This is a genomic window from Tateyamaria omphalii, from assembly GCF_014651375.1.
Lineage (GTDB): Bacteria > Pseudomonadota > Alphaproteobacteria > Rhodobacterales > Rhodobacteraceae > Tateyamaria > Tateyamaria omphalii.
Genome location: NZ_BMWT01000003.1, coordinates 416705 through 437321, shown reverse-complemented (window position 1 = coordinate 437321; position 20617 = coordinate 416705). Strand labels below are relative to the sequence as shown.

Annotated in this window: 23 protein-coding genes, 1 tRNA gene, 1 other RNA gene and 1 pseudogene; 14 read left to right on the top strand and 12 right to left on the bottom strand. The window is 60.3% G+C overall.

From position 1 onward, the window contains the following. Positions 1–50 precede the first annotated feature (50 nt). Positions 51–1871, top strand: a complete 1821-nt coding sequence (locus tag IE087_RS12855) for a M3 family oligoendopeptidase (protein WP_189369743.1) — start codon at positions 51–53, stop codon at positions 1869–1871. A gap of 160 nt (positions 1872–2031) precedes the next feature. On the opposite strand, the gene IE087_RS12850 is transcribed toward IE087_RS12855, so the two are convergent. The 3 genes from IE087_RS12850 to IE087_RS12840 all read right to left on the bottom strand — a co-directional run bounded on the left by IE087_RS12850 (position 2032) and on the right by IE087_RS12840 (position 4285). Then, a complete protein-coding gene (locus IE087_RS12850) occupies positions 2032–2877 on the bottom strand; it encodes an alpha/beta fold hydrolase (RefSeq protein ID WP_189369742.1) in 846 nt (281 codons plus the stop codon). Between the two features lie 88 nt (positions 2878–2965). Further along, a complete protein-coding gene (locus IE087_RS12845) occupies positions 2966–3235 on the bottom strand; it encodes a DksA/TraR family C4-type zinc finger protein (RefSeq protein WP_189369741.1) in 270 nt (89 codons plus the stop codon). Positions 3236–3283: 48 nt separating this feature from the next. Next, positions 3284–4285, bottom strand: coding sequence for a Gfo/Idh/MocA family protein (locus IE087_RS12840; RefSeq protein WP_189369740.1), 1002 nt, complete (start codon positions 4283–4285; stop codon positions 3284–3286). 376 nt (positions 4286–4661) lie between these two features. Here IE087_RS12840 and IE087_RS23775 point away from each other — a divergent pair. Then, a pseudogene (locus IE087_RS23775) lies at positions 4662–5284 on the top strand (dipeptidase). On the opposite strand, the gene IE087_RS12830 reads toward IE087_RS23775, so the two are convergent. The 4 genes from IE087_RS12830 to IE087_RS12815 all read right to left on the bottom strand — a co-directional run bounded on the left by IE087_RS12830 (position 5285) and on the right by IE087_RS12815 (position 9960). Next, on the bottom strand, positions 5285–7363 hold the full coding sequence (locus tag IE087_RS12830; protein WP_189369739.1) for an SUMF1/EgtB/PvdO family nonheme iron enzyme: 2079 nt from the start codon (positions 7361–7363) through the stop codon (positions 5285–5287). Then, complete coding sequence (locus tag IE087_RS12825; RefSeq protein ID WP_189369738.1) at positions 7360–7677, bottom strand: hypothetical protein; 318 nt, start codon at positions 7675–7677, stop codon at positions 7360–7362. The genes IE087_RS12830 and IE087_RS12825 overlap by 4 nt, the downstream gene beginning before the upstream one ends. Positions 7678–7827: 150 nt before the next feature. Then, complete coding sequence (gene rpoH / locus IE087_RS12820; protein ID WP_189369737.1) at positions 7828–8724, bottom strand: RNA polymerase sigma factor RpoH; 897 nt, start codon at positions 8722–8724, stop codon at positions 7828–7830. Positions 8725–8934: 210 nt separating this feature from the next. Next, positions 8935–9960 (bottom strand): RluA family pseudouridine synthase, encoded by a 1026-nt coding sequence (locus IE087_RS12815; protein WP_189369736.1) that lies wholly within the window; start codon positions 9958–9960, stop codon positions 8935–8937. Between IE087_RS12815 and IE087_RS12810 the strand changes: the two genes are divergently transcribed. Further along, positions 9959–10249: a DUF6476 family protein gene (locus IE087_RS12810; protein ID WP_229801388.1), complete on the top strand. Its 291-nt coding sequence runs from the start codon at positions 9959–9961 to the stop codon at positions 10247–10249. The genes IE087_RS12815 and IE087_RS12810 overlap by 2 nt on opposite strands. Before the next feature lie 327 nt (positions 10250–10576). Here IE087_RS12810 and IE087_RS12805 read toward each other — a convergent pair. Both IE087_RS12805 and IE087_RS12800 read right to left on the bottom strand, forming a co-directional pair. Further along, positions 10577–10653: transfer RNA gene (locus IE087_RS12805), tRNA-His, on the bottom strand. A gap of 43 nt (positions 10654–10696) precedes the next feature. Beyond that, positions 10697–11179: a GNAT family N-acetyltransferase gene (locus tag IE087_RS12800; protein WP_189369734.1), complete on the bottom strand. Its 483-nt coding sequence runs from the start codon at positions 11177–11179 to the stop codon at positions 10697–10699. Between the two features lie 81 nt (positions 11180–11260). Here IE087_RS12800 and IE087_RS12795 point away from each other — a divergent pair, with 81 nt between their 5' ends. After that, the gene (locus IE087_RS12795; protein ID WP_189369733.1) at positions 11261–11449 is read left to right on the top strand and encodes a DUF6324 family protein; all 189 of its coding nucleotides are present in this window, start codon (positions 11261–11263) and stop codon (positions 11447–11449) included. Positions 11450–11548: 99 nt separating this feature from the next. Here IE087_RS12795 and IE087_RS12790 read toward each other — a convergent pair whose 3' ends face one another. Both IE087_RS12790 and IE087_RS12785 read right to left on the bottom strand, forming a co-directional pair. Next, complete coding sequence (locus IE087_RS12790; RefSeq protein ID WP_189369732.1) at positions 11549–12241, bottom strand: outer membrane protein; 693 nt, start codon at positions 12239–12241, stop codon at positions 11549–11551. A gap of 82 nt (positions 12242–12323) precedes the next feature. After that, the gene (locus IE087_RS12785; RefSeq protein ID WP_229801372.1) at positions 12324–12782 is read right to left on the bottom strand and encodes an MmcB family DNA repair protein; all 459 of its coding nucleotides are present in this window, start codon (positions 12780–12782) and stop codon (positions 12324–12326) included. Positions 12783–12889: 107 nt separating this feature from the next. Between IE087_RS12785 and IE087_RS12780 the strand changes: the two genes are divergently transcribed. The 8 genes from IE087_RS12780 to IE087_RS12750 all read left to right on the top strand — a co-directional run bounded on the left by IE087_RS12780 (position 12890) and on the right by IE087_RS12750 (position 18219). Further along, positions 12890–14164 carry a hypothetical protein gene (locus IE087_RS12780; RefSeq protein ID WP_189369731.1) on the top strand — a complete coding sequence of 425 codons (1275 nt, stop codon included), beginning with the start codon at positions 12890–12892 and terminating at the stop codon, positions 14162–14164. After that, positions 14161–14925: a COG3904 family protein gene (locus IE087_RS12775; RefSeq protein ID WP_189369730.1), complete on the top strand. Its 765-nt coding sequence runs from the start codon at positions 14161–14163 to the stop codon at positions 14923–14925. The genes IE087_RS12780 and IE087_RS12775 overlap by 4 nt, the downstream gene beginning before the upstream one ends. A 101-nt stretch (positions 14926–15026) precedes the next feature. Further along, positions 15027–15434, top strand: a complete 408-nt coding sequence (locus IE087_RS12770; protein WP_189369729.1) for a cupin domain-containing protein — start codon at positions 15027–15029, stop codon at positions 15432–15434. Continuing rightward, positions 15431–15751 carry an ArsR/SmtB family transcription factor gene (locus IE087_RS12765; RefSeq protein ID WP_189369728.1) on the top strand — a complete coding sequence of 107 codons (321 nt, stop codon included), beginning with the start codon at positions 15431–15433 and terminating at the stop codon, positions 15749–15751. Before IE087_RS12770 ends, IE087_RS12765 begins: the two co-directional genes overlap by 4 nt. Then, a complete protein-coding gene (locus IE087_RS12760; RefSeq protein WP_189369727.1) occupies positions 15748–16167 on the top strand; it encodes an SRPBCC family protein in 420 nt (139 codons plus the stop codon). Before IE087_RS12765 ends, IE087_RS12760 begins: the two co-directional genes overlap by 4 nt. Then, positions 16167–16607 (top strand): SRPBCC family protein, encoded by a 441-nt coding sequence (locus IE087_RS12755; protein ID WP_189369726.1) that lies wholly within the window; start codon positions 16167–16169, stop codon positions 16605–16607. Before IE087_RS12760 ends, IE087_RS12755 begins: the two co-directional genes overlap by 1 nt. Before the next feature lie 429 nt (positions 16608–17036). Next, positions 17037–17192, top strand: a non-coding RNA gene (ssrS, locus tag IE087_RS23840) — 6S RNA. Positions 17193–17307: 115 nt separating this feature from the next. Further along, positions 17308–18219 carry a pirin family protein gene (locus IE087_RS12750; protein ID WP_189369725.1) on the top strand — a complete coding sequence of 304 codons (912 nt, stop codon included), beginning with the start codon at positions 17308–17310 and terminating at the stop codon, positions 18217–18219. 54 nt (positions 18220–18273) lie between these two features. On the opposite strand, the gene IE087_RS12745 is transcribed toward IE087_RS12750, so the two are convergent. Continuing rightward, positions 18274–18858, bottom strand: coding sequence for a TetR/AcrR family transcriptional regulator (locus IE087_RS12745; RefSeq protein ID WP_189369724.1), 585 nt, complete (start codon positions 18856–18858; stop codon positions 18274–18276). Between the two features lie 105 nt (positions 18859–18963). Between IE087_RS12745 and IE087_RS12740 the strand changes: the two genes are divergently transcribed. Together IE087_RS12740 and IE087_RS12735 are read left to right on the top strand one after the other, a co-directional pair. After that, on the top strand, positions 18964–19248 hold the full coding sequence (locus IE087_RS12740; protein ID WP_189369723.1) for a hypothetical protein: 285 nt from the start codon (positions 18964–18966) through the stop codon (positions 19246–19248). A gap of 81 nt (positions 19249–19329) precedes the next feature. After that, complete coding sequence (locus IE087_RS12735; protein WP_189369722.1) at positions 19330–20616, top strand: homoserine dehydrogenase; 1287 nt, start codon at positions 19330–19332, stop codon at positions 20614–20616. Position 20617 lies beyond the last annotated feature (1 nt).

Sequence of the window (20617 nt, the reverse complement as noted above, 5' to 3'; positions counted from 1 at the left end):
GACGTCGCCCCATACCTATGGGCGCAACACGTAATCAAAGGTACTGACACATGTTCCAACTCCCCTTCCCCGTCCGCGATGCCAACGCAAGCACGGGGGATCAGCCCTTGGGTGACCTGCCCGAATGGAACCTTGATGACCTCTACACCGGCGAAGACGCGCCCGAACTGAAACGTGACCTCGATTGGCTGGAAGAAGCCTGCAAGAGCTTCGCCACCGATTACGAAGGCAATCTGGCTGATCTCGACGCCAAGGGCGTGCTCGACTGCATCCAACGCCAGGAACGGATTAACCAGGTGGCCGGTCGCATCATGTCCTATGCTGGCCTGCGCTATTACCAGCTGACCACAGATGCGGACCGGGCCAAGTTCATGTCGGACATGCAGGAAAAGATCACCAACTTCACCACGCCTCTGGTGTTTTTCACACTCGAACTAAACCGACTGGAAGACGATCACCTCAGCGGCCTGCTGGACCAGAACACCGACCTCGCCCGCTACAAACCGGTCTTTGACAAGATCCGCGCGATGAAGCCCTACCAGCTCTCCGACGAGCTTGAGAAATTCCTGCATGACCTCGGTGTCGTGGGCGATGCCTGGGAACGGCTCTTTGACGAAACCATCGCGGGTCTCACCTTCGACATCGACGGCGAAGCGCTGAATATCGAAGGCACGCTGAACTTCCTCACAGACCCCGATCGCAAGAAACGCGAAACCGCAGCACGGGAACTGGCCGAAGTCTTCTCCGGCAATATCAAAACCTTCGCCCGTGTGCACAACACGCAGGCCAAAGAAAAGGAAATCCTAGACCGTTGGCGCGGGATGCCCACGGCCCAAACCGGTCGGCACCTCAGCAACCAGGTCGAACCCGAAGTGGTCGAAGCGCTGCGCAACGCCGTCGTTGCCGCCTACCCAAAACTCAGCCACCGCTACTACGAACTGAAACGGAAATGGCTGGGGCTGGAAAAGATGCAGGTCTGGGACCGCAACGCCCCCCTGCCCATGGAAGACCCCCGCATCGTCAATTGGGACGAGGCCGAAAAGACCGTCATGGACGCCTACAATGCCTTCGATCCACGCATGGGTGAGCTGGCGCAACCGTTCTTCAAAAAGGGCTGGATCGACGCGGGCGTGAAACCGGGCAAGGCCCCCGGTGCCTTCGCTCACCCGACGGTCACGGACGTGCACCCCTACGTCATGCTGAACTACCTCGGTAAACCGCGCGACGTGATGACATTGGCCCACGAATTGGGTCACGGCGTTCACCAGGTCCTCGCCGCAGGGCAAGGCGAAATGCTGTCATCGACACCACTGACGCTTGCGGAAACGGCCTCCGTCTTCGGCGAAATGCTCACCTTCCGCACGATGCTCGACGGCGCCAAGGACGATGCCCAGCGCAAGGTCATGCTGGTGGGCAAGGTAGAGGACATGATCAACACGGTCGTGCGCCAAATCGCCTTCTACGACTTCGAATGCAAACTGCACGAAGCACGGCGGGGTGGTGAATTAACCCCCGAAGACATCAACGCCATCTGGATGAGCGTGCAGGGCGAAAGCCTTGGCCCCGCCTTCGAATTCATGGACGGGTACGAAACGTTCTGGGCTTACATCCCGCACTTCGTTCATTCGCCTTTCTACGTTTACGCCTACGCCTTCGGCGATGGCCTCGTGAACGCGCTTTACTCGGTTTACGAAGAGGGGACGGAAGGCTTTGAAGACAAGTACTTCGACATGCTCAAGGCGGGTGGGTCCAAACACCACAAGGAGCTTCTGGCCCCCTTCGGTCTCGATGCGTCGGATCCAAAATTCTGGGACAAAGGTCTCAGCATGATCTCGGGCTTCATCGACGAACTGGAAGCCATGGAGGGGTGAAACGCCTCCTGAACCTTGCCGGTTTGATGCCTACGCTTGCTCCACAGGCGTGGGCATTTTCCCTTGTTGGCGCGTGGGTTTAAGAAGCCGCCTGCTCCAGTTGCGCAGGCAGGCGGCATATCCCCAAAGCCCGACGCCGAACGCCTCGGCAAGCGTCAGATCACGCTGCTAGCAAAAACGCCCGCATGACACGCTCTGCCCCGTCGGGATCATCGCGGTGCACGCCGTGCCCGCACCCATCGAACATCTCGAGCGTAGCGTTGTCCCCGACGGCCCGCGCGATCTCTTCTGAACAAACCGGCGGCGTGACAGGATCAAGCGCGCCGCCCAGAACAAGGGTCGGGCACGTGATCCCCGCCACCTCGCCCCGCATGTCCATATCCTTCATTTCCTGACCAAAAAAATGGACCGCCACTTCGGGGCGTTGGATGGCACGGTTGCGAAATCCGGCTGCATCCGGGTTTTCCGATTGGCTGTAGAGCGGCAGACACACTTGCGCATACTGGTCAAAACGCTCTCTCGACGGGTTGGAAAAGAAATCATCCGCCATCTCTGCCGCAACATCCCCGCCCAGCCTGCGCATCATCTTCTTGGTTTCATCCAGGCGGAATTGCGCGCAGGTCGACGACAGTATCAGCTTGGACGGCCCCTGTGGATGCCGCGCTGCGTAATGCATCGCAACCATACCACCAAAGGATTGCCCAAAAACCACCGGGTGCGAAATGTTCAAAACCTCGCAAAAGGCAGCAATGTCATCGGCCCATTGGTCAAGCTTCCATGTGTCGGGGTCTCCGGTCGACCGTCCGCTGCCGCGATGATCCAGATAGATCACCTGAAAATCATCGGCAAATCGGTCGAAATAGGGGCGCAAGGTCGAGTGGTCAAACCCAGGTCCCCCATGTAGCACCAGCAGCGTTGGCCGCTCTTGCATGTTATCGGGACCAGGCTCCAGCTGGGCCCCCACGGTGTCAAAAAAAAGTCGGGCAGTATCGAGTTGAATATACACGCGAACCATACTCTCTAATCGTTTGAATTTATAAGATGCTGCCTGCCTCGCAGCGCTAAAACTCCTTTCTCAATGGCATCTGGCCAAGTTACTTCAGTTGACTATCCTTCGATCCACGCCGGTTGATGCCGCCACGCTGAATACGCACTGCATCCCGCTCTGCGACACAATCCACGCAAAGCTTGACCCCGGGCACAGCAATACGTCGTGCTTCCGGGATCGGCTCATCGCAATCGGCACAATGGGTCAGGCTGTCACCAACAGGGGTTCTCCGGGCCTGCATGCGCGCAAGCTCATCCGAGATCGATGCCTCGATCTGTTCAGACACAGCGCCGTCCTTGGCCCATCCCCCTGCCATGATCCCGTTCCCTTATCCGATCCGAAAGAATCCCCAAAAAAAGGTCGATCAACCACCGGTAGTTTTGGCTTTGGAAAACACCGCGTCAATAACCGTTTGCGTTCCCCGCGCATCTTCAAGGTGCCAAGGGTAAGGTGCTCCGTCCCGAACATGGGCCGAAAACGCCTCGACCTGCAGGACATAGTGGTCCACACCGGGAAACCGTTCTTCGGTCACAGTGGCCCCACCCGTACGACCATGCACGTTGCGCTGCACCTCCAGCCGAGCCGTTGCAAATCGCGCCGGGTTGAAGGGCGCGGTCAGCTTGATGATCCCCTCCGATCCGACAAAGGTCATCTCCTGGATGGGGTGCATTCGCATCGAATTGACCCAATGGGCCGAAAATCCAGGAAACCGGGCCGATACGCGGGCCAAAACATCCACCCCGTTTTCAAAATCCACATCCGCATGGGTGATCTCGTCCGGTTCCTGCCCGGTCAGCCAACGGGTACAGCCATAGGTGTAAACGCCGATGTCGGGAATGCCGCCGCCACCCGTCTCGGGGCGGTTGCGGACATTGCCGGGTTCGCCAGAGTTGTCGTAGCCGAACACCCCCTCAACATGGATCAAGCGCCCGATGGCCCCCTCTTCGTAAAGGGTGCGGGCGCGCTGCCATTGCGGGTGGTGCACGATCATATAGGCCTCGGTTGCAAAACAACCCGATGCGTCGCGTGCTGCAATCAGCGCATCATATTCGGACGCCGCCATGGCCATCGGCTTTTCGCACAGCACATGTTTGCCGGCCTCCAGCGCCTTCAGCGACCATTCCACGTGCAAGTGGTTGGGCAACGGAATGTAGACGGCGTCAATCTCAGGGTCCGCCAGCAGCGCCTCATAGCTGTCATGAACCCGCAGACCCGGGGCAAAGGCGGAAAACCCCTCAGCCTTTTCTGGAGACGAGGTGGCAAGGGCCGCAAACTCGGCCCCTTGCGCGGCATGAATGGCGGGTGCCATGTCATTGCGGGCAAAGTTGCTGGCCCCCAGAATACCCCACCGGATCGGATCTGTCATGGCCATGTCCTTCTCTGCGCGCTGTACCGTTTGCGCTACCATATCGTGCACTTGGCCCGGCACAAGGCGAAGCCTTTCGCTTCGTCAGTCTGGCCAGCGCCATGCACGCGACCTTATGTCGACGTGCCGCGCCTGATCGGAGGCGGCGTGGCACTGCAAGTCTTTGCCGCCGTCACGAAATCACCCGCAGGTCACAACCACGAAGCCAATTCCGCCGAAGCCTTTAACAACATCACGCCCCTTGTCATCGGCCAACTCAGGCCGCCCCGCACCGGGGGGGTTGCTGGCCGAACGCGCGTTGTATCAGGCCGAACGCCTGCACAAGGTCGCCGCTAAGATTCCCAACCGGCTGACCGTCATCACCACGCGGAACGAGATGTGCATCGAAGGGGCACACGCGCTCGAAGGGGAGATGGCCAATCTCGACCGGTTGAAAGCAGCAGGGCACCGCATCATCGTCCTGCAACACTTCTTCGACAAGGAACTGGGCGGCCCCTTGCACTGCACGTGCAGCATGGGCCTGACCGATTTCGGACGTGATGTCGTGGCGGAGATCGAGGTGCGTGGCATGGTTCTGGACCTTGCCCATGCCAGCCCGGCGGTGGCGCAGGACGTGCTGACGCTCAGCGACATGCCGGTGATTGTCAGCCACACAGGGCTGCATGGCGCTGCCCCGTCACCCGCAATTTCGAGGATGCGATCATGAAGGCTGTCGCGGCCGCGGGTGGTGTGATCGGTTTGGGGTATTGGGGTGTTATCCTGTGCCGCGCCCCCACACCCGAAGCCATTGCCGCCATGATCGTCAAGGCGGAGGACACCGTGGGCGCTGATCACGTCTCGCTCGGCTCGGATTTCGACGGGTCGGTCAAGACCGACTTCGACACGTCCAAGCTGTCCAGCCTGACCCATGCGCTACTCGAAGCGAGGCTGAGCACGGAAACCATCGGCAAGGTTATGGGCGGCAATATGGTGCGTGTTCTGCGCACGCGGCTGAACTGATCAGTCGAGATCGCGCGCCACGCGGAAGCCGATATTGGTTTGACGGCGGTTCACGGGCACCGGCTGCCGCGTCTCGGGCGCCGCATTCTTGATCGGATCATCGAATGAGCCGCCTTTGAGCGTCCCGCTCTCGCACCCGTCCAGCGCACGCGGCAAAGACAGGTTGCCCCGCCAGCAATCGGCCACCCATTCCCAAAGGTTGCCAGCCAGATCATGTACGCCATTCGCATCGGCCGGGTAGGACGCCACCAGCGCCACACCCGGATTGCCATCATTGCAGGACGTGTTGCGCCAACTGAATTGCGATGTCGCATCGCCGAAATTGCCCAGCGCACAGACCACGTCCGCATCGTTGTTCAGATCACGACCAAAGCCCTCGGCCTGAATGCGATGTTTCAACTGGCGTTCCAGCAACAACTCGAACTCTGCCTCGGTCGGCAGACGATAGCGTGGACCGTCGGTCTGCTCATTGAGCCAATCAATATACCCCATCGCATCGATGCGGCTGACACAGGCCACCGGATGATCGCCGCTCAGATCGCTGTCCTGATTGAAGGCTTGCGCGGTCTTGCGCAGCTTGTCCCCCTCCTGCCAGTCAAAGCAACTTGGCCCCTCAGACGTCTTGCCATCCACAAAGGCGATCCCCGTATGCTCCGCGTAAGCACGGAACTGGCCAATGGTCACTTCGGTGCTCGAGACAAAGAACGGCGCAACCTCCTCCGTGATTGACGGGATCGGATCGTCCACTGGGCGCGGGCCGTAGGCCATCGTTCCGCCGGGCACGCGGATGAACTCTAGGCAATTTTCACAAGGTCGGACGCGAACATCCGTCAGGGGCGAAGGTGCAGGTACCGCAGGCTGTATCGCAGCCTGCTCACGACGCTCGATGGCCATCAAAGTGTCTGGCAAACTGTCATCGTCAGACGCATCTCCATCCCCCTGCGGCTGCGCCAACCCGACAAGCGCGTTGATGATCGCGCGTTGCGTCAAATCATCGACCTGCCCGGTTTCCTCCAACCCCTGATCCCGCTGAAACAGGACCAGAGCCACCTGCGTCCGCAGGGTCAAAACGCCCGTGACACCGCCCGTGTCATAACCAAGATCAATCAGCGCCTGCTGCAACTCGGCAACGTCGTCGGATCCGGGCGGATCAGGCTCGGGGTCATCTTCCTCCGGAGCAAAGGCGGCAGGAATGGGAAAGAAAAACGCCCCGTCCGATCCGGTCAGATCCCGGATTTGCGGCGTGATCGAACGTTGCCAGCCAAAGCGCGTGCGCAGGCGGGTCACCTCCTGGCCAACATAGGACTTCAGTTCACCCACGGATACGATGTCATCCTTGCCCAGCGCATTGGTGGCGTCCGCCGCCCCGCGCAAACCCTTGAGCAGTGCGTGGGTGAACACCGAACCGCCCAGTTGATCGACTGCAATGGTCTGTTCATCCCCGCGGCCGGCGGTGATGACATGGCGTGCCGGTCCGCTTAACTGCGCACGCGTGATGTCAGCCAGATCCGATTGCGGTGCCGACCCCACCAGCCCGGAAAAACAACTGTCCATCAGGTACAACACCTGATGCGCAGTGATGTAGCTGTCCCAATCGGCGATGTCGTCCATCGACACCATGGTCGAAAACCGGCCCTTGCGGCTGGATTTCAGGGGGAGAAAGCCCCGGGCACCCGGCCCCTGCCCCAAGGTCTCTCCGTGCCCGGACCAATAGAACAGAAAACGGTCATTGGGGCCCACAAGCTGGCGGAAATCGTCCAGCATCAACTCTTCCAACCGGTCCTTGGTTACCTTGTCACCGGTCAGGATGTGAACGTGGTCAAAGCCCGCCTCGTCCACGAGATAGTTCCGCATACGTATCGGGTCCTTGGCGGTTGGCAGATCGGCAAATTCGTCAAAGTCACTGACACCAACAATCAGAGCATAGCTTTTCTGCAAGTCACGAAATCCGGCACGGACCAACAATCGTTCGGTGATAGACCGATCATCCGGTCGTATGGTCGCCTCATCCAAACCGTCTGCATCCGCCCAGAGCGAGGATGCCACGAGGACCAGACCGACCACCAGCCGCCACATCATTCGGGCTTGGCCGCTTGGCGCTTCTGCTCCAGCTCCAGTTCCTTGGCCGCGACCTCAAGCTGCGCTTTGCGATAGTCAGTCCACTTGCCCAGCAGTCCAAAGACAGCCGCACCCAGCGTGGTGACAGCGCCTGCAACGGCGGTGATCGCACCGGCGATGTCTCCGCTCTTGTCTGAACCTTGAGGCACAACACCGTCCGGCGTCTCTGACATGAAAATGGCATCTCCGGCATCCGAGCCGATCAGATAAGCAAGCAAAGCGAGCCCAATCACGCCCATGATTGCAATGACGCTCCATCGTTTCAAAATAAGCATGGCGTGTCCGCCCTTTGATCAATGACCTCAAACAATGATCAAAGCCTACCGCAAGTTGCCGAATTCTCAAAGCGCGGCGAAACATCGGGGCACACAGCAAAACACCCCGCCGAAACCGGCGGGGTGTCTCAAACATTGGTTTAGCCGTTATCAAGCGGGGGTCATCAGCCCCTTGGCCTTGGCGATCTCGCGCATCTTCTTTTGCAGCTTTTCAAAGGCGCGCACCTCGATTTGGCGAATGCGTTCACGGCTCACGCCATACTCACCCGAAAGATCTTCTAGTGTCACAGGCGCATCTGCCAGACGGCGCTGGGTCAGGATGTCCTTCTCACGCTCGTTCAGCACGTCCAGCGCCTCTGCCAGCATCTCGCGGCGCACTTCCAGCTCGTCACGGGCCTCATAATCGGCCGCCTGGTCGGCGTCTTCGTCCTCCAGCCAGTCCTGCCATTGCATGGTCCCTTCGCCTTCGGAGCCAACGGTCGCGTTCAACGACGCATCACCACCTGACAAGCGCCGGTTCATACTGACTACCTCGGCTTCTGTCACGCCGAGGTCAGTAGCAATTCGCTTAACGTTGTCGGGGTGCAGATCGCCTTCTTCCAACGCACCGATCTTGGCTTTGGCCTTGCGCAGGTTAAAGAACAACTTTTTCTGAGCCGATGTCGTGCCCAGCTTCACCAGCGACCACGACCGCAAGATATATTCCTGGATCGATGCGCGGATCCACCACATCGCATAGGTCGCCAGACGGAACCCTTTTTCCGGATCAAAGCGTTTGACGGCCTGCATCAGGCCAACATTCGCTTCCGAGATCACCTCGGCCTGTGGCAGGCCATAACCACGATAGCCCATGGCGATCTTCGCCGCGAGCCGCAGGTGGCTGGTGACCATCTTGTGGGCCGCACCTGTGTCTTCTTTCTCGACCCAGGCCTTGGCCAGCATGTATTCCTCTTCCGGCTCCAGCAGGGGAAATTTGCGGATTTCCTGCATGTAGCGGTTCAGGCCGCCTTCCGGTGTCGGTGCGGGAAGATTTGCGTAATTAGCCATATTGTCCCTCCAGTATCCCCGCTTCATGTTTACGGGCTTAACATTCCATATGGGACGGCGATCACCCGCATTCAAGAGGCGGGGGTCGACGCCCCCTCAATATGACATGCACAACCACACTTCGGCAGGGCCTGATCCGTGCGGTCACGCGCATGTGCTGTTCATTACAGGGTTATGTAAAGACTGTTTGACCAGGCCCGTTTTTGGCCCTCAGGCCTCCAAAACAGCCAATAAATCGGCAAAATCCCGCGGCAACGGGGCCTCGAACCGTAACATCTGGCCACTCACCGGATGCTCAAATCCCAGAACGGCAGCATGCAGTGCTTGCCGATCAAACCCGGAAACAGCCGCCGCAGCGGCCTCTGACAGCGCCCCGCGGGCCAGTTTCCGCCGACCACCATAGGTCGGATCGCCCACCAACCCGTGCCCAGCATGAGCCATATGCACACGAATCTGATGCGTACGCCCCGTCTCAAGCCAACATTCCACCTGGCTCAAAACCGGCGGCGTGCCATAGCGCGCAACCAAGCGCGCCCGCGTGACAGCGTGCCGCCCGCCCTGAAACAAAACAGCTTGCCGCTGGCGATCCGTCTTGTGACGGGCCAATTGCGTTGTCAGCTTCAACACGTTGCCGGGTTCAAAGGACGCCCCCTTCACCCCACGCAAACGTGGATCATTGCCATCCGGAACACCGTAAACAAGCGCGCGATAGTAGCGCTCCACCGTGTGTTTGGCGAATTGCGCAGCCAGCCCGTGATGCGCCGCATCGGACTTGGCAACGACAAGCAGTCCGCTCGTGTCCTTGTCGATCCGGTGCACGATGCCCGGGCGCTTCATACCCCCAACACCCGACAGATCGTCGCCGCAATGATGCATCAAGGCATTGACCAAAGTGCCCGAGGGCGACCCGGGCGCCGGATGCACCACCATGCCCGCCGGTTTGTTGACGACAATCAGATCGGCATCCTCGAACACCACGTCCAGCGGAATATCCTCGGCCCCGATATGGCTTTCCTCCGCGGCCTCAACTGTGACCTCAACCAATGCACCTTCAACAACACGCGCCTTGGGATCGGATGCAACGGTACCATCAACCCTCACAGCCCCTTCCGCCAAGAGCCGAGCCAAACGGGTCCGGGACAGCGCCGCGCCCTCTGGCACGTCGCGGGCGATGGCCTTATCAAGGCGCGCAGGCGGATCGGCTGCAATGACAAAGGAGACGGACGTGGACGACATGGACACCCCAGAAATGCCGGCCAACCTGACCTTTCTGCGGCGGCTGGTGACGGTGTTGACGATCATCATGATCGCGGGCGTTGTAACGGTGGTCGCCCTGCTTGTCATCCGGCTGAATGCCGACCCCGCGCCCCTGCCCCTGCCCGATCAGGTCACACTGCCCGACGGCGCCACGGCGACTGCCTTCACCATCGGCTCCGACTGGTTCGGCATCGTGACCGAAAACGACGAAATCCTCATCTATGATCAGGTCACCGGCACCCTGCGCCAAACCATCACCCTGGACTAACGCTTTGTCTCGGAGCCGTTCTCGCCTGATCTTCAAGAGACGGGGCGACGATGGCTTGCCAAGAAAAATCGCCGAGGGGACCCGCAAGCGGGGAGACGGCTATTTTTCTTGGGAAGACGGCGGCGCACTGTCACGCCAAAGATCACGCGGGAACGGATGCGCGACAAAGTCTTTGTCTTGGTGGGTTCGAAGCGGCAAATCAAAATGGAACGCGCCGCAAGGCGCTCAATTGGGTTTGGAACCGCTTGGCTGTTCAGAGGTGTGGGACCGCGCGTTTTCTTCGAAAACACTCTTATCCCACCACCACTCTTTCGTTGCGCGAAAGAGTGGTACCACCTCCCCGGCTCGAACGGGGGACCTCCTGATCCACAATCAGGCGCTCTAACCAACTGAGCTAAGGCGGCACTGAGGGTCAAATACCCATGCCGCCGACCGAATGCAAGACCGTCAGAAGCGATAAACCCACGTCTGTTCCACCAAATCCTGCCCAAATGAATGGACAGGTTTGGACGCAACCAACGACCACCCCGTGCGGGCATAAAGCGCGCAGGCCGCTTGGTGACTTTCATGGGTCCACAAGGTCATACCTGCGTATCCCGTTTCACGCGCAAAAGACATGCACTGATCCAGCAACAACCGCCCAACACCCCGACCTCGCGCCTCTGGCACGAGCAGAAATAACCGCAGCTTGGCTGTGATCTCGTCATGGCGGACGCAAAAGATGGATCCCAACGGCTGCCCGTCCGCCTCAGCAATCCACCCACGCTCGCAGGATACATCATGCCCCTCATTGAACGCCTCGAGAATGGACCGAACCAAGGGACCAAAACTGTCATCAAAACCCGCTTCGCGCGCATAGAGACCGCCGTGCTGATCAACCAGCCAATCAGTATCTTCGGGTCGAAACGGGCGCAAAGCAACATCTGTCATGGTCCAAGCATGGCTGACGGCAGCTTGCCTTTCAATGGCGATCAGGCTAGCACCCCGCTTCAACTTCCGCCGGAGATGACCATGGGCATCAACAAAGAAAGCGATATCGAGGCCAACCTGCAGATCGGGCCAACCGACGCGGGCATGGTGCGCATTTATGTCGAGGCGAAGGGCGTTGAAATTCCAATGGATTTTGACCCGGAAGAGGCCGAGGAAATCGCTGACGAGATCAGAGCGGCTGCCAAGGCGGCTGGTGCGCTCAAGAAATAACGCAGGCCATCCGCTGCCGGATGGCCTGCACACCACGTCTCGTGACCAAGTACAACTGGGATGGGGGCTACCTGATGCACGCGGCGTTGTTTTGCCCCATCAGAACGCGATCCGTGCGCCCACATTGATGGAAAAGGCGCTTGCGTCACCGCTTACCACACCGGTGGATGCGCCGGATGGGGCAAACCTGTTGGACTCAATGTCGAAAAATTCGCGGTACCTAGCATCAAGCGTCCATGTCACCGTGTCAGAAGCCGCCCAGGACACACCGGCAATCAGTTGCCCTCCAAAGGCTGTATCACTTTCGCTCACCCGAACACCGGGACCATAGACCAGATCTTGGGAAAAGCGCCCGATTCCAACACCGGCCCCAACAAACGGGGTGACCGCTCCCGCGGTTTCAAAGTCAGCATATATGTTTGCGAACAGCGTGGTGGACTGCAAACCGCCCGCCACATTGATCTCGTTAGCCGGGCCGTTGCCGGAAAACGCGATCGTGTCCGCGTCCGTGTCTGAGTAGGACAGTTCGATCTCGCCCCGCACGCCAACATTGCCAAACGTACCAAAGCTGCGCCCGACGCCCAAACCAAACTGGAAACCGTCGTCATAGTCTGTATCGACCGATTGTGGATTGCCCCCGATGATCCCGTCCGCATCTTGGCTGCCGTTCAGCACCGCACCGCCGAACGCAAAGAAATAGGTGTCATTTGCCGCCGCAGCCGTTGGCAAAGCGGCACCAAGCGCCAAAACCAAAGCGACCCTCGCACTTCGGCCCCGATTTTTCTGTGTCATTTAAATGTCCTTTGTAAGCGTGTGACAAAAGACAAAACCGCAAAGGGGTTACTTTATGCGATCACGTGAAGTCACCGGGTCGTTACCATCCCAGCCCTGCGCCTGGATCACGCAGGGCCTGCAACCTCCGCGCGGCATGGGTGGCGAACTTTTGCACCATCACCTTTCGGCGTGCAGGTGCCAGCTTGTCCTCCGGGGCCATGCGGATGATCTCAGCATCATAGGCGTCCGCGATGATCAACCCCGTCCCCTCGGGCAGCAGATCAACAGGAAAATCTTCGTCTACGGCCCAAAAGAATCGGTCGCACCACTCCAGATATCCGTCCCATTTGTGGTCCGACATGAAATCGGCACGGCTGGACTTGCACTCGATGACCCAGATCTCGCCCTTGGCGCCCAGCGCCATCACGTCGACCCGCAGGCCGCGCGCAGGCACCAACTCCTCGACGGCCGCCAGACCAAGGCTGGCCAGATGCCGCGACACGCCACGGGCCAGCAACTGGCCGGGCATCATGGTGGTGAGATCAGGGGCGGTTTGCATGGGATCGAGAATATGAACAAAACCTGAACAAAAGCAAGAGACCCCTGCCCCCTTGGCGTTCCGCGCCTCTGCCCTTACCTTTGGCCGACAGCGGTGGGAGCTGACATATGACCAATGACACAAGGCTGAGCCAGACACAGGCGCGCGGCGTGCGCTATGCGTGCGAGCTTGAGGGGCACCTCGGCTGGCTCGACACCTTCTCCGGCACAGCCCTCGGGGTGCTCGCCACCGCCTCGGGCATCTACACCTATCTCGGGGTGTCGTCCCTCCTCGACGAAAACGGCGCGATGTCGGTCTTTGCCGCCATCGCTTACTCGGTCGCGGTTTCCGTGGGCATCTTTGTCTTCTGGTCCTACATGATGCGGCTCTTTCCCGCCGTCCGCTCGGCCCGTGCCCGCATCGGACTGATGGTGGCGATGGGCGCAGGCTCGCTTGCGATTGTGGCCATGTCCTCGTGGCTCAACGCAGCAGCGCTTGCAGGCTCAGCGGCGGTCGAACAACACCTCGCCAAAACAGTGCAGGACTATCAAAACAGCCTCGAACGCGCCCATGAAGTGGCCCTGACCGGCCAATCTCTGGAACGCGACGTGGCCCGCGTCCGGCAGTCCTTCGAAGACCTCTCCGAACAGGAGGCCGCCGGCGCACTCTCGGGCCTTGCAGGCCGTGGTGCGGTCTTCCGTGTCCTCCGCCAGAAAGCTGCCGAACTCTCGGGGCTGGAAGGGCAAATCAGCGCCCAGACCCCGCTTGTCGAAAGCGCCTTTGCCGAAGGCAACGTGATCCTGTCCCGCATGCGCGCGCTGACCGTCGAACCCGGCCCGGTCGAGGCACGCAGCGTCGAATTCTCCGAACAAGCGGTCCGGCTTGCGGGGCTGATCACCCAAATCCGTCAACTCTCGGTCGCCCCACTTGTCGAACGCGCAGCCCAGGACCTTGCCGCCTCGGTCGTCCTACCGGAACTCGACAGCAGCACCGAACAGGGCCGCACCGATCAGGCGGCCACCATCACCTCGGTGCTCGAAGTGCTGGCACAGCGCGCCACCACGCTTGAACGGGCCGCACAAGCGGTACAGGCCATGGCACCAACCACAGACGTGACCTACACCCCCATTTCGTCCGCCGATGCAGTCATCCTCTATGCCCGCAATTTCGTGCCCTCCTGGGCCGGGGCCATCGCCATCGACCTGCTGCCTGCCGTGCTGGTCTTCATCCTCGCCATCACCCAATCCGCCATCCGCGGCGGACGCGAAGGGGCCGCAGTCGAAGACACGATGACCCTCGCCGAATTGCGCGCCGCCATGGTCGCCTTGCGCGATGTCGAAGACACGATGACCGCCCCCGGCCAGATCAACGCACCCGGCACCCCCAAACGGGTCGCCGAATGACCGACACGGCGGATACAGAAAGCAAACCCCGCAACCCCATCGCGCGCGTGCTGATGGGGGTCCTGATCTTCCAACTTGGCATCGGCGGCCTCCTGATCCTCGGCGACATGCAAGGGCTGCGCCTGCCCAGTTTCGGCCCCGACGCACCACGCCTGACGGAACCGGTGCGCCCCGGCGACCAGCGGCGCACCTTCCGCCCCGACCGTGACCGCCCCGTGACACAACCGGCCCGCGACCCCGGCGAACTGCCCAACCGACTGGTGCTGACACAAACAGACGGCACCACCTACCGGCTCGAAGGCGAGATCAGCGCAGGCGACGCCGACCGGCTCGCGGGCCTCATCACCCAAGCCGACCCCCGCCCCGACACGCTGATCCTGCAAAGCCCCGGCGGCTCGGTTCAGGACGCACTCGCGCTCGGGCGCGTGATCCGGCGTGAGGGGATCAGCACCCAAATGCTGGCGGGCGAGTTCTGCTATTCCGCCTGCCCCTACCTGCTGGCATCAGGCACGACGCGCACGATCGACACGCAAGCCTCGGTCGGCGTACACCAGCACTATTTCGGCCAAAACACGTTCCTGCCAGCCGCCTTCGCGGTCGAAGACATCCAGCGCGGCCAGGCCGAGGTGATGACATATCTCGACGAGATGGGAATCGACCCGCTCGTGATGCAACACGCGCTCAGCACCCCACCCGACGAGATCTATGTGTTGCTGCCGGAAGAGCTGGAAACATACGGATTTATCCAAAAATCTGAATGACTTGCTCAACGGCGGATCAAACGGATGCCAGCAGGCTTGACATGATACCATATGGTATCTCATTAATATGATACCAAATGGCATCATATGTGAGACACACCATGAAACCCCTCGCCGCCCTGCTGCTAGCCACCACACCAGCGCTCGCTGACCCAGCGATTATACTCACGCCCTCCGACACGCTTGAATGGGACACGACACCCGAAGGCGTGGCCTTCGCCCCCCTCTCAGGCGACCGCATGGCGGAACCCTACTTTGCGATGGTCCGCCTGCCCGCAGGCACAGTCAGCCCGCCCCACACCAAGTCCGCCACCATGTTCGGCGTCATGCTGGAAGGGCAAATGACACACGCTGCACCTGACGCACAGAACCCGGCCATCATCGGCCCGGGCGGCTATTACGAAATCCCGGCCAACATGGCCCATGTCTCGGCCTGCATCTCTGACAGCCCCTGCGTGACCATGCTCTATCAGGACGGCGCGTTCGACTTCCTTCCGGTGACGCCATGACGGACCAGACCCAAAACGCTTTCCGGGCGCTGGCCGACCCGACCCGGCGCGACATCCTGCGCATGCTCTCGGCACAGGACATGACCATCGCACAAGTGTCCGACCGTTTCGACATGACGCGGGCGGCGGTGAAAAAACACCTGACGGTGCTCAGCGATGGCGGTCTCATCACGGTCGAAGCGCGCGGTCGCGAACGGATCAATACGCTCAACCCCGCCGGGCTCGCACCGGTGCTCAACTGGCTCGAATATTTCGACTGCTTCTGGGACGACCGCCTCGACGCTCTCAAAACTGCTATTGAAAAGGACCTCCAATGACCGAAACGACGCTGCAGAAAACCATCTTCCTCAAGGCACCGCGCCAGATGGTGTGGGACTATCTCACGCAACCGGAACAGCTCGCCAAATGGTTCCACGCCCCCCAAACCCCACTGACCGAGGGCGCGAAGCTGGAAATGTATGGCACAACCAGCGGCGACTTGTTGATCTGGGGCAAAGTGATCAAGGCCGACGCGCCCACATATCTCGAATACACGTTCACGGTCCGCCCGATGGGCGATGCGGTCAGCACTGTGAAGTGGACCCTCTCGGACGTCCCGGGTGGTACGCAATTGGCGCTGACCCACGAAGGCCTGCCACAGGACGAAGCCGCTTTCGACCTCATCCTCTCGCTCGACAACGGCTGGGATGAACACCTTATGCGCATGCGCAACGACATTCATGGAGAGGACTGATGGACTACACCGCAACGATCACCACCAGCGCGCCACCTGAACAGGCCGCGCGTCTGATTGCGGACGATCTTGAACTCTGGTGGTCCACCCGCGTGGACCGCACCACACAGGGCTTCATCATCCGCTTCAACAGCAGCCACGCGACCTTTGCCCTCGATCCCGACAGCACGGCCCAAAGTTTCGCATGGAATTGCACCGACGCCCACATGATCATGGAGGGGGTGGACGATCCGGCCGAATGGAAAGGCACCCGCCTTGTCTGGCGGATCGCCTCCGCCCCGGGCGGCAGCACGGTCACGCTGACCCACGAAGGGCTCTCGCCAAAGATCGCCTGTTTCGACATCTGCCAACGGGGCTGGCAACACTTTTTCGAAGCCAGCCTGCGCGACCATCTGAACGGCGAAATTGCCCGGCCCGAGACCAGCCAACCTGCGGCATAACGTATCGCGTTAACCCGTCCGCGCGCCTCACACCTGGCGCGCGGAGAAGAATGCGCAGTTTCGGGCTCAAATTGTGCACTTTGCCAAAACCTGCCCAAAACAGACCAGCTTCGCGGGCCTCAAAATACGCAGTTTCGGCCCAAAACATCGCAGTTTGCGCCTGCGACAAACAAATGTCGCCAACAAACCAGCCGCCAAATCGCCCGTTAACACACCGTACGGTCCCCGGTCCGGGGCTCCGACCATTCGGACCGCAACAAACGTGACGCGCAGCGGCGCGCGATACCCGGCAGCGTGCCACCAAGTGGCGCGCGAGAGGGACGGTCCGAATTCCCTGTTTGAAAAAATCCTCCCCGAAGGGCCGATCCACCACCTGTCCGGACAGCAAGCCTTGCCGCGCGCCGCCCCCACCCCTATGTAGGCGCGTGGCGGGTTCTGCCCTTCTCGTGACAGGTTGCATTCCGGTGGCCTTAAGCAATTCCGAGGGAGCTGGCTCTGTCCGGACCCTGGTCCGGTTACCTGGCGCCCACCTGTATATACAGGTCCTCGGGAATGAGAGAACCAAACGGTTGTGGTGGTCCCGTCACTTCACCCATCATCTTGTGTCGCAGATCTGCACAGACCCGGTTCGCAGGCGCAAATTGCACCGCCTCGGCACAGGTCTATCTTTGCCCCAACGCAAGGATGAAAGGAGACACCCATGTCCCTCAGACCCACACTCGAAACCCGTCAGGCCCAGCCCACCCTCGAAGGGGCTGGCGTGCATCTGCACCGCGCTTTCGGCTTCCAGGACCCATCGGAACTCGATCCATTTCTGTTGTTTGATGATTTCCGTAACGATGTGCCCGCACATTTCGAAAAAGGATTCCCTTGGCACCCACATAGAGGAATAGAAACAATCACTTACGTGCTCGAAGGGACAATCGAACACAGCGACTCCCTGGGCAATTCCGGCACGCTCGGCGCAGGCTCAGTCCAGTGGATGACCGCCGGGTCCGGCATCCTCCATCAGGAGATGCCACACGGCAACGCCAAGGGGCAAATGCACGGCTTCCAACTCTGGGGCAACTTGCCCTCAAGCCAGAAAATGACCGCCCCGCGCTATCAGGATATCGCCGGGACCGACCTTCCCGAAGTCGTCGACGATGACGGCACCCGCGTGCGCGTGATCACCGGTGAATTCTGGGGGCAGAAGGGACCCGTCGATGGCATCGCGGCCGATCCCCAATACCTCGACATCTCGGTGCCCGCAGGCGTCAAAAAAACCTTCAAAATAGACACGTACAGGCGCGCTTTCGCCTATGTGTTCCAGGGTGCAGGCGCGTTTGCAGACGCCTCAACCCCGTCCGGCGTGCTTCTGGAAAAAGAGGTGGCAGGGCAAGAGCTTAACATCCGCGACCTCTCAGGCGACCGCACCTTGGTCCGCTTCGGGACGGGCGATGAAGTGACCGTTCAAGCAGGCCCTGATGGCATCCGCTTCCTGCTGATTTCCGGCGCACCCATCAACGAACCGGTGGCCTGGCACGGTCCCATCGTAATGAACACGCAAGAGGAACTGATGCAGGCCATGCGCGACCTGCGCAACGGTACATTCATCCAGCCCGCACACTAAACGGGACGGCGGGCGGGGCGCATTTGGCGCAGCCAAACAGCGTCCGACCCGCTGTCACGTCATTACGGCTTTGCGCACCATGTCCCAGTATTGGTCCTGTACATCAGACAGGCTGAGCCTCCCCTCATCCCTGAACCATGTCGTCACCCCGGTCAGCATTGCGATGACAGCCAAGGTCACGATCTTTGGGTCCGACACATCAAACACTCCAGAACCCGCACCATCCCGCAAAATCCGTTCCAAAACAGCCTCGTAGCGTCCCCGCAGCCCTTCGATCTCGGCAAAGTTGTGCGCGTCCAGATTCCGCAGCTCCATATATGCAATGAAAACCGCATCCGGTCGCGCATGGTGAAACTCGATGTGAAACCGCACAAAAGCTTCAAGCTGGCCCGCAGGCGGGTCCGTGTCCATGACCGGCACGGCCTCCAACAACTCGACCATGTGATCGCGCATCAATGCAAACAACAGGCTCTGCTTGTCAGGTGTGTAGTTATAAAGCGCCCCGGCCTGCACGCCCACTTCGCCTGCAATTTGACGCATGGAAACAGCGGCATAGCCATGTCGTGCAAACAGACGCAGCGCCGCATCGCGCACGCGCGGACCAGTGATATCAGAGTGGGAACCGGTGGTGCGAGCCATGAGCGAGACTTATCCAAACAGCTGTTCAAAACCAAGCCACGCTTGCACGGCGCAGGGGCTTGGTGCATCACATAGGCAACACAAGATTTGCGGAGCGTCTCGCCCATGCGCGCAACGACAGCACTTATTTGCCTGACCCTGACTGCCTGCACGCAGTTTCCGGAGTTAGACAACACGATTTCCCCCGAAGTCGGGGCATCGGAGTTTCCTGCACTTGTGCCCTTGGAACCTCTTCTGGCTGGATCGGCACCTGTCGTGAGCGACCCAGTGCAGACATCCGATGCGCTCGCCGCACGGGTTGCTGCGCTCCGGGCACGGGCACGGGCACTGCAACAACAGAGTATCGTAGACCCCGCCACGCGGGCGAGGATGCGCGCACGCCTTGGCTAGGTCCGTCAATCAACGACAATTGCACCTGCCCAAGGAACCCGTTACATCGCCCGCGATGATGATCGCTCAAAGGACCCCGACATGAACGCACCGCTTCGGCTTGGCATCGCAGGGTTGGGTACCGTCGGTATCGGGGTGATCAAGATCATTCGCCAACACTCCCCCCTGCTGGAAGCGCGCACTGGTCGCCGGATCGAAATCAGTGCAATCAGCGCACGGTCGCGCGACAAGGATCGCGGAGTCCCGCTGAACGCATATGCATGGGAAGACGATCCGGTTGCCCTGGCAACACGTGACGATGTCGACATTTATGTTGAATTGATGGGCGGCACCGACGGTCCAGCCAAAGCCTCTGTCGAAGCCGCAATTGCAGCGGGCAAGGACGTGGTCACCGCCAACAAGGCCATGCTTGCCATTCACGGGCACGCCCTCGCCGAAGCTGCCGAAGCGAAGGGGATCAGCTTACGCTACGAGGCCGCTGTGGCCGGCGGGATTCCGGTGATCAAAGCCCTGACAGAAGGGTTGGCGGGCAATGAAGTCACGCGCATCGTCGGTGTCATGAACGGCTCTTGCAACTACATCCTGACTCGTATGGAAAGCGCCGGGTTGACCTATGAAGAGGTGTTTGCCGAGGCAGACGGGCTTGGATATCTTGAAGCGGACCCACAACTTGACGTCGGCGGAATCGACGCCGCACACAAGCTGGCCATCCTGTCGTCCATCGCATTTGGCACTCGCGTGGATTTTGACGGCATTGAACTTGAGGGTATCGAACGCATCAGCATTGACGATATCCGCCATGCCGCCGACATGGGCTTTAAAATCAAATTGCTGGGTGTTGCTCAGAAAACCGGGCGCGGCCTGGAACAGCGCATGATGCCGTGCCTCGTGCCGGACACCTCGCCCTTTGGCCAGCTGCAGGGTGGCACGAATATGGTCGCTATCGAAGGGCATGCTGTCGAACAAGTTGTGCTGCGCGGTCCTGGTGCAGGCGAAGGCCCCACCGCATCGGCCGTCATGGGCGACATCTGCGATATTGCACGAGGACATTCACTGCCAGTCTTTGGCCAACCCGCCGGAACGCTTGAAACAGCGCCTCGCGCGGCCTCTGTGCTACCAGCACCCTACTACCTGCGCATGGCATTGGTCGACAAACCCGGTGCACTTGCCAAGATCGCCACAGTTCTTGGCGAGGCTGGCGTCAGCATCGACCGGATGCGCCAGTACGGTCACAGTGACACAACTGCTCCGGTCTTGATCGTAACCCATACCTGCACGCGCTCTGCTGTAAACGAGGCGATAGCAGCCATGCAGGGCACCGGTGTGCTTGCGTCGGACCCCGTTGTCCTGCGTATCGAGTCGGTCTGAC

Coding starts and splice junctions, on each gene's coding strand:
- IE087_RS12855 (WP_189369743.1), top strand. CDS start 51: ATGTTCCAACTCCCCTTCCCCGTCCGCGATGCCAACGCAAGCACGGGG.
- IE087_RS12845 (WP_189369741.1), bottom strand. CDS start 3,235: ATGGCAGGGGGATGGGCCAAGGACGGCGCTGTGTCTGAACAGATCGAG.
- IE087_RS12840 (WP_189369740.1), bottom strand. CDS start 4,285: ATGACAGATCCGATCCGGTGGGGTATTCTGGGGGCCAGCAACTTTGCC.
- IE087_RS12830 (WP_189369739.1), bottom strand. CDS start 7,363: ATGATGTGGCGGCTGGTGGTCGGTCTGGTCCTCGTGGCATCCTCGCTC.
- IE087_RS12825 (WP_189369738.1), bottom strand. CDS start 7,677: ATGCTTATTTTGAAACGATGGAGCGTCATTGCAATCATGGGCGTGATT.
- rpoH (WP_189369737.1), bottom strand. CDS start 8,724: ATGGCTAATTACGCAAATCTTCCCGCACCGACACCGGAAGGCGGCCTG.
- IE087_RS12810 (WP_229801388.1), top strand. CDS start 9,959: ATGGACACCCCAGAAATGCCGGCCAACCTGACCTTTCTGCGGCGGCTG.
- IE087_RS12815 (WP_189369736.1), bottom strand. CDS start 9,960: ATGTCGTCCACGTCCGTCTCCTTTGTCATTGCAGCCGATCCGCCTGCG.
- IE087_RS12800 (WP_189369734.1), bottom strand. CDS start 11,179: ATGACAGATGTTGCTTTGCGCCCGTTTCGACCCGAAGATACTGATTGG.
- IE087_RS12795 (WP_189369733.1), top strand. CDS start 11,261: ATGGGCATCAACAAAGAAAGCGATATCGAGGCCAACCTGCAGATCGGG.
- IE087_RS12790 (WP_189369732.1), bottom strand. CDS start 12,241: ATGACACAGAAAAATCGGGGCCGAAGTGCGAGGGTCGCTTTGGTTTTG.
- IE087_RS12785 (WP_229801372.1), bottom strand. CDS start 12,782: ATGCAAACCGCCCCTGATCTCACCACCATGATGCCCGGCCAGTTGCTG.
- IE087_RS12780 (WP_189369731.1), top strand. CDS start 12,890: ATGACCAATGACACAAGGCTGAGCCAGACACAGGCGCGCGGCGTGCGC.
- IE087_RS12775 (WP_189369730.1), top strand. CDS start 14,161: ATGACCGACACGGCGGATACAGAAAGCAAACCCCGCAACCCCATCGCG.
- IE087_RS12770 (WP_189369729.1), top strand. CDS start 15,027: ATGAAACCCCTCGCCGCCCTGCTGCTAGCCACCACACCAGCGCTCGCT.
- IE087_RS12765 (WP_189369728.1), top strand. CDS start 15,431: ATGACGGACCAGACCCAAAACGCTTTCCGGGCGCTGGCCGACCCGACC.
- IE087_RS12760 (WP_189369727.1), top strand. CDS start 15,748: ATGACCGAAACGACGCTGCAGAAAACCATCTTCCTCAAGGCACCGCGC.
- IE087_RS12755 (WP_189369726.1), top strand. CDS start 16,167: ATGGACTACACCGCAACGATCACCACCAGCGCGCCACCTGAACAGGCC.
- IE087_RS12750 (WP_189369725.1), top strand. CDS start 17,308: ATGTCCCTCAGACCCACACTCGAAACCCGTCAGGCCCAGCCCACCCTC.
- IE087_RS12745 (WP_189369724.1), bottom strand. CDS start 18,858: ATGGCTCGCACCACCGGTTCCCACTCTGATATCACTGGTCCGCGCGTG.
- IE087_RS12740 (WP_189369723.1), top strand. CDS start 18,964: ATGCGCGCAACGACAGCACTTATTTGCCTGACCCTGACTGCCTGCACG.
- IE087_RS12735 (WP_189369722.1), top strand. CDS start 19,330: ATGAACGCACCGCTTCGGCTTGGCATCGCAGGGTTGGGTACCGTCGGT.